Below are 11,860 nucleotides of genomic sequence, written 5' to 3'. Positions count from 1 at the left end.
CTGACGCGCCTCCGAAGCACCGCCCTGCTGCGTCATGGAAAACTGTATAAATATACAGTATAGTATCCCGTTGCGAGCAGGGCTTCGGCGTGCGTCTCCGCCGGCCAGCCGCACCGAACTTGCGCGGTCGCGAGGCGTCCGTGAGAGGTGGTCCACTCATTCAGACGGTCGGAAAAATTGGCATCTAACGGCAAACACGGCACAAACGGCACTATCAGGATTCGCGGCGCACGCCAGCACAATCTCAAGAACGTCGACCTCGACGTACGAACCGGCGAAATGACGGTCGTCACCGGCCCGTCCGGTTCCGGCAAGTCGAGCCTCGTGTTCGACACGCTGTATGCGGAAGGGCAACGGCGCTACGTCGAAACATTCAGCGCTTACGCCCGGCAGTTTCTCGACCGTATGGACCGGCCGCAAGTCGATCGTGTCGACGGCGTGCCGCCGGCCATCGCGATCGACCAGACCAATCCGGTGCGCAGTTCGCGTTCCACCGTCGGCACCATGACGGAGCTCAACGATCACCTGAAGCTGCTCTACGCACGTGCCGCTGAACTGTTCGACCGCAAGACGGCTCATCAGGTGCGTCACGACACGCCGGAAACGATCTACGCGGAGTTGCTCGAACGCACGGCGGAGAATGAACCGAGACTCGTGGTCACGTTCCCGGTCGAGTTGCCGGAATCCGCATCGGAGCAGGAAGTCGAGCAATGGCTATCGGCCAGCGGCTACACGCGCGTGCAGGCGCAGCGCGAAGTCGATTCGCCTACCGGCAAGCGCAAGCTGCTCGACGTGGTGGCCGACCGCTTCCGGCTTCGTTCGGTGGATAAGCAGCGGGTGGTCGAGGCAATCGAGGCCTCGCTCAAGCGCGGCGGCGGGCGCGTCAATATTTATGTGCTGCCGGCCTCGTCGGAAGGGCCGGAAAGTCAGGAAACCGAACCGAAAATCTGGCGTTTCTCCACCGGCTTGCACAGTCCGGAAAGCGATCTGCGCTACGCCGACCCGCAGCCCGCGCTGTTCTCGTTCAACTCGGCGTACGGCGCGTGTGAAGTCTGCCGCGGCTTCGGGCGCGTAATCGGCGTCGACCTCGGGCTGGTGATTCCGGACGCGCGCAAGACGCTGCGCGACGGCGCGATCAAGCCCATGCAAACACCCGCGTGGAAGGAGTGCCAGGACGATCTGATGCGCTACGCGGCGAAAGCCGATATCCGTCGCGGCACGCCGTGGGGCGAGTTGACGGACGCCGAGCGCGACTGGGTCATCAACGGCTCGCCGGACTGGAACGGCAAATGGCAAAGCCACTGGTACGGCGTCAAACGCTTTTTCGAGTATCTCGAATCGAAAGCGTACAAGATGCATATTCGCGTGCTGCTGTCCAAGTACCGCAGCTATACGCCGTGCGAAACCTGCGGCGGCGCGCGCCTGAAAACGGAATCGCTGTTGTGGCGCCTCGGCAGCAAGGCGAACGCGGACGAGGTGCTGCCGCCCGGCAAGCGTTTCCTGCCGCGCGGCGTCGACTGGACGCGCGGGCAACTTGAAGCGTTGCCCGGTCTGACCGTGCACGATCTGATGCTGATGCCGATCGAGCGCATCCGGCGCTTCTTCGACGAAATCAGCTTGCCGAGCGCCTTGCTCGACGACGCACTCAAACTGCTGCTCGCCGAAGTGCGCACGCGCCTCAAATATCTGTGCGACGTGGGCCTCGGTTATCTGACGCTCGACCGGCAAAGTCGCACTTTGTCGGGCGGCGAGGTGCAGCGGATCAACCTGACCACGGCGCTCGGCACCTCGCTCACCAAGACGCTGTTCGTGCTCGACGAACCGAGTATCGGCTTGCATCCGCGCGATCTGAACCGCATCGTCGAGGCCATGCACCGGTTGCGCGATGCGGGCAATACGCTGGTGGTGGTCGAACACGATCCCTCCGTGATGCTCGCGGCGGATCGTCTGATCGACATGGGTCCGGGGCCGGGCGAGCGCGGCGGCTCGATCATTTACGACGGCGTGCCCGAGGCGATCCGTTCGTCAGGCACGCTCACTGGCGAGTACCTCGGCGGCCGGCGGCATGTGGCCGACGCGGCGCACTGGTCGCAGCGGCCGGTGGATGCCGCCACGCCGCGCATCGTGCTCGAAGGCGCGACCGAACACAATCTGCGCGATGTCACGGTGGAAATTCCATTGGAGCGGCTCGTCTGCGTGACGGGCGTGTCGGGTTCCGGTAAATCCACGCTGCTGCAAGACGTGCTGTATCCGGCCATGGCGCGGCACTTCGGGCTCGCCACGGAATCGCCCGGCGCTTTCAGAAGCCTGAGCGGCGCCGATCAGGTCACCGACGTCGTGTTCGTCGATCAGTCACCGATCGGCAAGACGGCGCGCTCGAATCCGGCGAGTTACGTCGGCGCGTTCGACGAAATCCGCAAACTGTTCGCCAAGGCGCCGCTCGCACAGCAGCGCGGCTACGGCCCTGGCATGTTCAGTTTCAATTCGGGCGAAGGCCGCTGCCCGACCTGCGGCGGCTCGGGTTTCGAACATATCGAAATGCAGTTTTTGAGCGACGTGTACCTGCGCTGCCCCGATTGTGACGGGCGCCGTTATCGCGCTGAACTGCTCGAAGTGAAGATCGAACGTGGCGAACCGGCGCGCGCGCTGAGCATTGCCGACGTGCTGGAATTGACGGTGAGCGAAGCCACCGCGTACTTCGCTAAAGACACCGAAGTATTGCGTGTGCTGCAACCGATCGTCGACGTGGGCCTCGAATATGTGAAGCTCGGCCAGCCGGTGCCCACGCTGTCAGGGGGCGAAGCGCAGCGGCTCAAGCTCGCCGGTTTTCTCGCGGAATCGGCCCAGGCGCGGACCGCGCGCAGCGCGAAGCAAGCGGTCGCGAAACGTTTGTTCATGTTCGACGAACCGACCACCGGCCTGCATTTCGACGACATTGCCAAGCTGATGCAGGCGTTCGGCAAGCTGCTCGCGAGCGGTCATTCGCTGATCGTGATCGAACACAATCTCGACGTGATCCGCGCGGCCGACTGGCTGATCGATCTCGGTCCCGAAGGCGGCGACGGCGGCGGGCGCGTGCTGTGCGCGGGCACGCCGGAAGACGTCAAAACATGTCCGGAGTCGCATACCGGCGAAGCGCTGCTGCAATACGACCGCGCCATGGGCGCGGCGGCCGAACCGGCGTCGCAAGGCATTCCGCTGCAAAAAGCGCTGAGCGCCGCGCGCGCGCGCCGGGCGATCGAAGGCGAGGACGTGGTGCGCATCGTCAACGCGCGCGAGCACAATCTGAAATCGCTGGACGTGGACATTCCGCACGGCAAATTCAACGTGATTACCGGCGTGTCCGGCTCGGGCAAGTCCACGCTCGCCTTCGACATTCTGTTCCACGAAGGGCAGCGCCGTTACCTCGAATCGCTGAACGCCTACGCGCGTTCCATCGTGCAGCCGGCCGGGCGTCCCGAGGTCGACGCCGTGTACGGCATTCCGCCGACCGTCGCGATCGAACAGCGGCTCTCGCGTGGCGGCCGCAAGAGTACCGTGGCGACCACGTCCGAGGTGTGGCACTTCCTGCGTCTGCTGTATGTGAAGCTCGGGCTGCAGCATTGCATTCACGACGGTACGCCGGTCACGTCGCAGAGCGTCGAATCGATCGCGGCGCAGTTGCTGCGCGATCACAAGGGGCAGCATGTCGGTTTCCTTGCGCCGCTGGTCGTGAATCGCAAGGGCGTCTACACGGATCTGGCGAAGTGGGCAAAAGCGCGCGGCAATACTCATCTGCGCGTGGATGGCGAGTTCGTGCCGGTGGACCCGTGGCCGAAACTCGACCGTTTCCGCGAACATACGATCGAGTTGCCGGTGGCCGACCTCGTCGTGTCGCCGGACAATGAAACCGAACTGCGTCGGGCGCTCGACCAGACGTTGGAAGTCGGCAAGGGCGTGATGCATCTGCTGGCGCCGTTGGACGGGTTGCACGACGCGATCAGCGGTGGCCGCGCCACGGCGAAACTCGGCGCGGTGAAGGTGCTGTCCACCAAGCGCGCGTGTCCGACGTGCGGCACGAGTTATCCGGAACTCGATCCGCGCATGTTCTCGTACAACAGCAAGCATGGCTGGTGTACGACCTGCGTCGGCACGGGCCTGGCCCTCACGCGCGAACAACGCGCGGTGTACGACGATACGATCGTCGTCGAAGACAATCGTGGCCGCGAACAAAGCCTGCCGTCGGAAGAGCAGGAGCCCGAAGGGCTTGTCGACGAACCGTGTCCGGATTGCGCCGGTACGCGTTTGAACCCCACCGCGCGCGCGGTCACGTTCGGCGCGCGGGCGATTGTCGATGTCGCGCAGTGGACCGTGTCCGACACGCGCGCCTGGATCGACACGCTGGAAATGACCGGTCGCGATGCGGAAATCGCGCGTGACGTGGTGAGCGAAATCGGCAGCCGTCTGCAGTTTCTCGAAGAAGTGGGCCTCGGCTATCTGAGTCTCGATCGCGCGGCGCCGAGCCTGTCGGGCGGCGAAGCGCAGCGCATCCGGCTTGCCGCGCAGCTCGGCAGCAACCTGCAAGGCGTCTGCTATGTGCTAGACGAACCGACCATCGGTCTGCACCCGCGTGACAACCAGATTCTGCTGAACGCTTTACGCAAGCTCGGTGACAAGGGCAATACGCTGGTGGTCGTCGAGCACGACGAGGATACGATCCGCCGTGCCGATCACATCATCGACATCGGGCCGGGCGCCGGCAAACGCGGCGGCACGCTGGTCGCGCAGGGCAGCGTGGCGGATCTGTCGGCGCAGCCCGATTCGCTGACCGGACAGTTTCTTGCACAACCGATCGTGCATCCGCTGCAGCCGCGTCGCGAAGTGGTCGCGCCGGGCAAGCGCGCGGCCGCGGTGCCGGAGAACTGGCTGACCGTGCATGGCGGCAAGCTGCATAACCTGCGCAACGTTACGGTCGGCATTCCTTTGTCGCGACTCGTCGCGGTCACTGGCGTCAGCGGTTCCGGCAAGTCCACGCTCGCGCGCGACGTGCTGATGACCAACCTGCTGGATGCAGTCGGACGTTCGGTGTTGTCATCGCCGGCCACGCGGCGCGCGCGCGCCGCGGCCGAAGAAAAACCGGCAACGAACCGGCGCTCCAGCGTGCTGGCGCGCACGGCGCCGCGCGCGCCGCTAAACGTGACGCATGCATGGCAAGGCTGCGATTCGATCACCGGCTGGGAAACCATCGACCGTGTACTCGAGGTCGATCAAACGCCGATCGGCAAGACGCCGCGTTCGTGTCCGGCCACCTACATCGGCGTGTGGGATGCGATCCGCAAGCTGTTCGCCGGCACGCTCGAAGCGCGCGCGCGTGGCTACACGGCCTCGCGTTTCTCGTTCAATACCGGCGAAGGCAGTTGCCCGGCTTGTGAGGGGCAGGGCGTGCGCACCATCGGCATGAGCTTCCTGCCCGACGTGAAAGTGCCCTGCGATGTGTGTCACGGGCAGCGCTTCAATCCGGAGACGCTCGCGGTCACGTGGCGCGGCAAGAATATCGGCGACGTACTGACCATGGAGATCGACGAAGCCGTCGAATTCTTTGCGCCCATCACGAACATTGCTCATCCATTGCAGTTGATGAAAGACGTCGGGCTCGGCTATCTCACGCTGGGTCAACCGTCCCCCACGTTGTCCGGCGGCGAGGCGCAACGGATCAAGCTCGTCACCGAATTGAGCAAGGTGCGCGACGACATCACGCGGCGCGGGCAGAAGCCGCCGCATACCTTGTATGTGCTGGACGAACCGACCGTGGGCCTGCATATGGCCGACGTCGCCAAGCTGATTCGCGTGCTGCATCGTCTCGCGGACGGCGGCCATAGCGTTGTCGTCATCGAGCACGATCTGGATGTGATCGCCGAGGCGGACTGGATCATCGACCTCGGTCCGGAAGGCGGCGTAGGCGGCGGCTCGATCGTCGCTGCTACGGATCCCGAAGGCTTGTCGCGCATTGCGGCGAGTCACACGGGCGCCGCGTTGCGGCCGGTTCTCGCGCGATCGCGTGACAACAACACCGTCGCGGCGGGAGAGGGCACGAACGGCTAATGCAGCAGAGCGGCGCGATCGAGGGCGCGCCGCTCCTGCCTGCTCGTTTATTTGTTTGTTGAACCCGCGGGAGTTTGCCGACGCGTGATTCATGTCGCTCTGGCGAGGCCATTCGGTCCGCGCGGAATTGCTCTGTTTGTGACGTTCACGTCGCACCGACATCGCTTGTCCCCGCCATCCTTCGCTTTGTCGGCTTAATGTAATTTATTGGAATTGTTTTGTAATTAAATTCAACGCGTAATTGGGATGCGTATAAAGAGTGTCGTAAATACCGCTAAAAATATTTTTAAAGACTTCTTTCCTTCTGCTATCGTCTCGCCGTCGGCGGCGGTCATAGCCCGGCGCCCGATTACCACGACAACGTCATGCCCGCCCTCCACGCAAATCACGCTGCGAGGGCGTCTAAACGCCTGCCCAGTGGGACCTCCGCATTCCCTTTTAGACGTGCGTCCGGTAGTTTTTCGTGCATCGATGCACGCCGGAAGTGCAGTAAATTCCCAATTGTCGGGCAGAAACATCCGAATGCTTATCTGCTCCACAGACGCTTATTCTTTTAAAGCGGCGCGAATTTGGCATGAGTTAGAGTTAGCGCTCTAAACTAAGTATGCCGTCATCAAAAAAAGTTTGACCGTACATTTTTTGTCCTGCTATTGTTGCCTCCCATGAAACGCGTGTGACGTTTGCGCAAAAAGTTCCAGGCGCTACGAGTTATAGAGATAAGGTTCTCTCCAGCGTTCATGCAAGGCAGAAGCGAACGGCTCAAATTTAATCTATTAGTAGTTCTACTTAGATCGGTTATTCGGCTCACATGACGCACGACCGCCGTCTTCTAGAGGCGCGTCCGTGTCGTCGGATCGGAGCCGGGTAGTGTCACGTCCGTTTTGGACTCCGAATCAAATGCCGCTGGTTGCCAGATGGTTGAAGTGAATGCTGTTTGCGGCAGGTAAGCGCACTGCAGTTACAGAAATGGACGGTTCACGCCGGAGGAGTAAAGGTGGGTACGAAAGTCGAAGGGCATTTTCCGGCAGCAGCGGCCCGTATGGAGAGGCCAGGGCGCCCGCGCGAGTTTGGGCGCAAGCAGCAAAACCCAGTACGCCGCTTTGGCGGCATTGCAGTTGTTCTGCTTTTGCACATCGTGCTGATTTATGCGCTGATCAACGGCCTCGCCACCAAGGTCGTGCAGGTTATTCAGCATCCGATCGAAACGAAAATCATCGAACCGGTGAAGCCGCCGCCTCCGCCGCCGTTGCCCACGGTGCAATTGCCGCCGCCGAAGTTCGCGCCGCCGCCGCCGCCATTCGTGCCGCCGCCGGAAGTGCAGGTGCAGACGCCGCCGCAGCAGCCGACTATTACGCATCAGGCCGCACCGGTCGTGTCGGCGCCCGCGGTGGCCCCGCCCGCACCGCCGGCGCCGCCCGCGCCGACGAAGCCTGTGAGCACCGAAGTCGGAGTGGTGTGTCCGAACTCGGATCAGATCCGTTCGTCGATCCGCTACCCGAAGGAAGCGCAGGAAAACAACGTGACGGGTGATGTTGTTGTTGAATTCGTCGTCGACCCGCAGGGCCATATTACGAATGAACGCGTTGCCAAATCCTCGGACGACTCCTCACTGGATCGTGCCGCATTCAACGCAGTCAAGCAGTTCACGTGCGTTTCCCAAGGCCAGGCTGTCCGTGTGCAAGTTCCGTTCTCGTTTAACCTGAACTGAATTCACAGGCTGTTCGGTACCGGTAGCGATTTATCAGTCTTAGTTTAGAAGTTGTACTAATGAACTTGGAGCAGGCATGAAGAAGCGTACTCTCGCCGCACTGGCGGCAAGCATGTTGATCGCCGTGACCACGGTGGATTTCGTTGCACCGCAGATGGCCCACGCGCAGGCCAGCGACGCCACGGCGTCGGCTGCCGCGGCACCGGCCACCGCCACGCCGCAAACCGCCAGCGCGGCCGCCGACGAAGCAGTGCCGCCGCCGGCACCGGCTACATCTGAAACGGTCAGCAACCCTTACGGGCTCAGCGCCCTCTGGAATAACGGCGACTTCGTCGCCCGCTTCGTGCTGATTCTGCTGGTGCTCATGTCGATGGGCAGCTGGTACATCATGATCACCAAGTTCGTCGAACAGTTCCGCGCGAACCGCCGCGCGAAGAGCGCGGACGAGCAGTTGTGGAGCGCGCCGTCGCTGGTGGAAGGCGCAAAGCTGCTCGACGAAACATCGCCGTTCCGCTTCATCGCCGAAACGGCTATCGAAGCGGGCGAGCATCACGAAGAAGCATTGCTTGAGGCTGTGGACCGCAACACGTGGATCGATACCTCGGTCGAGCGTGCGATCACCAATGTGTCGAACCGGCTGCAAGACGGTTTGGCGTTCCTTGGCACGGTGGGTTCGACGGCGCCGTTCGTTGGCCTGTTCGGTACGGTGTGGGGGATCTATCACGCGCTGACGGCCATCGGCATTGCAGGCCAGGCGTCGATCGACAAGGTCGCGGGTCCGGTGGGCGAGGCGCTGATCATGACGGCGATCGGTCTTGCGGTGGCAGTGCCCGCGGTGCTCGGCTACAACTTCCTGGTTCGTCGCAACAAATCGGTGATGGAGCGTGTCCGTGCATTCGGCGCGCAACTGCATACCGTGTTGCTGGCCGGCAGCCGTCGCCCGGCGCGTGCTACGGCTCGCGAAGCGTCGCTGGTTCAATAAGCGGAGTCCGTCATGGCAATGAGCGTTGGGCAGGACGACAACGACGAGGTCATCTCCAGTATCAACACCACGCCGCTCGTCGACGTGATGCTGGTTCTGCTGATCATCTTTCTGATCACGATTCCGGTCGTGACGCATACGGTGCCGGTGCAATTGCCGAAAGAGACGATTCAGCCGCTGCAGACCACGCCGAAGAGTATCGTCATCGCGGTGAATCGTGACGGCGACTTCTTCTGGAACGAAAAGCAGGTCGATGCCCCGACGCTGCTGGCGCGTCTGAAGACCGTGTCGGTCATGACACCGCAACCGGAAGTGCACGTTCGCGGCGACCAGAGCGCGCGTTATGAGTTCATCGGCCGGGTCATCACCGAGTGCGAGCGCGCCGGTATCGCGAAGGTTTCGTTTATCACTGAGCCACCCGCACGCGGCGGCTGATTTTGCGATCGACCGCTGTGCATGGGACCAGAGTAAGCGCTAAAGCGCCAACTCTGGCCGACAGCTAAAGCGCCAAGTCCGGTCAACCGCTGTGCATGGGATCAGACTAAGCGCTAAAGCGCCAAGTCTGATCGACAGGAGCCAAAAATGGGAATGAACGTATCGTCGGGCGGCGGCAGCGAACCGGATGTGATGGTCGACATCAACACCACGCCGCTAATCGACGTGATGCTGGTGTTGCTGATCATGCTGATCATCACGATCCCGATTCAGACGCACGCCATCAAGATGAATCTGCCGGTCGGCAATCCACCGCCGCCGATCACGCAGCCTGAAGTGGTACAGATCGATATCGACTTCGACGGCACCACGACCTGGAACGGCCAGCCGGTGCCGAATCGCGCCGCGCTCGAATCCAGGCTTGCGCAAGTGGCCGCCGAACCGGTTCAAGCCGAGATCCATCTGCGGCCGAACAAGCTGGTGCCGTACAAAGATGTCGCGGAAGTCATGGCGTCCGCGCAACGGCTCGGCGCGACCAAGATCGGCCTGATCGGCAATGAGCAGTACATGCAATAGGGAAGGGCAATGCAAACGATTCACCACCGCTTCAAGCGCGCCGTCATCGCGGCCGCTCTCGCGCTGCCGCTCGCCGCTCATGCCGCCGACACCTTGCGGCCGGACGTGGCGAAGCCGCTGAATGCCGCGCAGGATCTGTATCGCGCGCACAAGTACAAGGACGCGCTGACAAAGATCGATCAGGCGGCGGCCGTGCCCGGCAAGACGCCGTACGAAAGCACCATGATCGAGCAGATGCGTGGCGCGGCCGCGGCGGCGGCGGGCGAAACCGGCGTGGCTGCTCAGGCCTACGAAACGTTGCTGGGTTCCGGCAAGCTGAGCGGCGCGGACGAACAGCGCACGACGGCGGCATTGGCGGGCATCTACTTCCAGCAGAAGAACTATGCGCAGGCGGCGAAAGTCGCGCAGCGCTATCTGAAGACCGGCGGCAGCGATCCGGACATGCGCACGCTGCTGGTTCAGTCTTACTACCTGTCGAACGATTGCGCGAGCGTGGTGAGCCTGCTCAAGCCCGGCATCGATGCACAGGTGCGTGCGGGTCGCGCGCCCGACGAATCGCAACTGCAATTGCTCGGCACGTGTGCGCAACGCGTGAAGGACGATGCCACGTACCGCAGCACGCTCGAGAAGCTGGTTGCCTATCATCCGAAGCAGTCTTACTGGGACGATCTGTTCTCGGCGATTCGCAACAAGCCGGGCTATTCGTCGAAGCTCGATATCGACACGTATCGCCTGCGTCGCGCTACCGGATCGCTCTCGACCGCCGACGACTATATGGAAATGACCCAACTGGCGATCGTGGCGGGCACCACCGCGGAAGGCAAGCAGATCATCGATCAGGGCTTTGCGTCGGGCGTTTTGGGACGTGACGCGCAAGCGGACCGCGAAAAACGTCTGCAGGCGCTCGCGGCCAAACGCGCGCAAGCGCCCGCCGATCCGGCAAACCCCGTTGCCCCCGTCGATGTGGGTTTCAACCAGGTTTTCGCGGGGCAGGCGAAGCAGGGTCTGGCGGCGATGGATGCCGCGATCGCCAAGGGTGGACTCGACCATCCGGACCAGGCGCAGCTGCATCTCGGCGAGGCGTACTACATCGCGGGCGACAAGGCTCGCGCGGTGCAAACCTTCCGTGCGGTGAAAGGCACCGATGGTTCAGCCGACCTCGCACGTTTGTGGGTTCTGGTGGCGTCGAAATAAGAGCACCCCACTCCCGTCAGGTTCTCTCAGATGAGGCGCGTCCCCTCGCGGTGGACGCGAGGGAGTGCGCGCGTTCCAATTAACGTGGGCTCGTCTTCGACGTCGATGTGTGGTTGCAGCCGCAACTATCAAAAGGATTGTTGGGGGCGGGCAAGTCTTCTGGATAACAAATTGATGCGGTTATCCATGGCGGACTGTCAGCAGGGCTATCAGGGACGTTTTAGGGAGAACGTTGCGCTCGACGAAACATAATTTGTATATATCAAACTATTTTTGACTACGGGATTCTGTCTTGCTATGGTCTTGCCACTCAATAACAAGGCACATGTTGCAATCTCTATAGGAAGCAAAATCCGCGCGCTGCGCCAACGGCTCAGTCGCACGCTGGATGAAGTGGCAACGACCGCGGGTATTTCCAAGCCCTTTTTATCGCAGGTGGAACGGGGTCATGCAACACCTTCGATCACGTCGCTAGTCGGTATTGCGCGAGCTTTGGGTGTCACGGTGCAGTACTTCGTCGACACGCCGACCGAAGACAAGTCGGTGCGTAGAGGAAGCGAGCTGAAGTACTTCGGATTTGACGGAACCGCCAATCTGTTTGGAAGGCTGACGAACCTGTCGGTCGGCGGCAAGCTGGAAGTGATCCTCGTCAGGATGCCGGTGGGGCAGAACCCGTCGGAAGTCACAACGCATGCCGGTGAAGAATTCTTGTATGTGATGAGCGGCCAGATCTCGCTCACGCTGGAAGGCACGACGTTCGTATTGCAGGCAGGCGACACCGCGCATTACGAGTCTACCGTGCCGCACTCCTGGTCCAATACCGCGCGTGAAGAAGCGGTGGTCGTGTGGGTCGGGACGCCGAGATTGTTTTAGTGCCGCAGGCC

Annotated in this window: 7 protein-coding genes; all 7 read left to right on the top strand. The window is 62.1% G+C overall.

Features of this window, described 5'->3' with window-relative positions:
• Positions 1–147 precede the first annotated feature (147 nt).
• The 7 genes from uvrA (at position 148) to B0G73_RS31155 (ending at position 11,849) form a co-directional block, all read left to right on the top strand.
• Positions 148–6,081 carry an excinuclease ABC subunit UvrA gene (gene uvrA, locus B0G73_RS31185; protein ID WP_106284999.1) on the top strand — a complete coding sequence of 1,978 codons (5,934 nt, stop codon included), beginning with the start codon at positions 148–150 and terminating at the stop codon, positions 6,079–6,081.
• Between the two features lie 1,039 nt (positions 6,082–7,120).
• Positions 7,121–7,789, top strand: coding sequence for an energy transducer TonB (locus B0G73_RS31180; RefSeq protein WP_106284998.1), 669 nt, complete (start codon positions 7,121–7,123; stop codon positions 7,787–7,789).
• Between the two features lie 76 nt (positions 7,790–7,865).
• Positions 7,866–8,771 (top strand): MotA/TolQ/ExbB proton channel family protein, encoded by a 906-nt coding sequence (locus tag B0G73_RS31175; protein ID WP_106284997.1) that lies wholly within the window; start codon positions 7,866–7,868, stop codon positions 8,769–8,771.
• 12 nt (positions 8,772–8,783) lie between these two features.
• Positions 8,784–9,206: a biopolymer transporter ExbD gene (locus tag B0G73_RS31170; protein ID WP_012432473.1), complete on the top strand. Its 423-nt coding sequence runs from the start codon at positions 8,784–8,786 to the stop codon at positions 9,204–9,206.
• 147 nt (positions 9,207–9,353) lie between these two features.
• Positions 9,354–9,782: a biopolymer transporter ExbD gene (locus B0G73_RS31165; protein WP_011487696.1), complete on the top strand. Its 429-nt coding sequence runs from the start codon at positions 9,354–9,356 to the stop codon at positions 9,780–9,782.
• Positions 9,783–9,791: 9 nt separating this feature from the next.
• On the top strand, positions 9,792–10,976 hold the full coding sequence (locus B0G73_RS31160; RefSeq protein ID WP_106284996.1) for a lipopolysaccharide assembly protein LapB: 1,185 nt from the start codon (positions 9,792–9,794) through the stop codon (positions 10,974–10,976).
• 297 nt (positions 10,977–11,273) lie between these two features.
• Complete coding sequence (locus B0G73_RS31155; protein ID WP_012432476.1) at positions 11,274–11,849, top strand: helix-turn-helix domain-containing protein; 576 nt, start codon at positions 11,274–11,276, stop codon at positions 11,847–11,849.
• The last annotated feature ends 11 nt before the right edge of the window (positions 11,850–11,860 follow it).

The organism is Paraburkholderia sp. BL25I1N1, from assembly GCF_003002025.1.
In the GTDB taxonomy this organism is placed as follows: domain Bacteria; phylum Pseudomonadota; class Gammaproteobacteria; order Burkholderiales; family Burkholderiaceae; genus Paraburkholderia.
Note: the sequence above shows the minus strand (reverse complement) of the source record. Positions and strands in the feature narration are given on the sequence as shown.

What these genes read in the sequence shown, in the direction of transcription:
- B0G73_RS31180 (WP_106284998.1), top strand. Translation starts at nt 7,121, where the DNA reads ATGGAGAGGCCAGGGCGCCCGCGCGAGTTTGGGCGCAAGCAGCAAAAC.
- B0G73_RS31175 (WP_106284997.1), top strand. Translation starts at nt 7,866, where the DNA reads ATGAAGAAGCGTACTCTCGCCGCACTGGCGGCAAGCATGTTGATCGCC.
- B0G73_RS31170 (WP_012432473.1), top strand. Translation starts at nt 8,784, where the DNA reads ATGGCAATGAGCGTTGGGCAGGACGACAACGACGAGGTCATCTCCAGT.
- B0G73_RS31165 (WP_011487696.1), top strand. Translation starts at nt 9,354, where the DNA reads ATGGGAATGAACGTATCGTCGGGCGGCGGCAGCGAACCGGATGTGATG.
- B0G73_RS31160 (WP_106284996.1), top strand. Translation starts at nt 9,792, where the DNA reads ATGCAAACGATTCACCACCGCTTCAAGCGCGCCGTCATCGCGGCCGCT.
- B0G73_RS31155 (WP_012432476.1), top strand. Translation starts at nt 11,274, where the DNA reads ATGGTCTTGCCACTCAATAACAAGGCACATGTTGCAATCTCTATAGGA.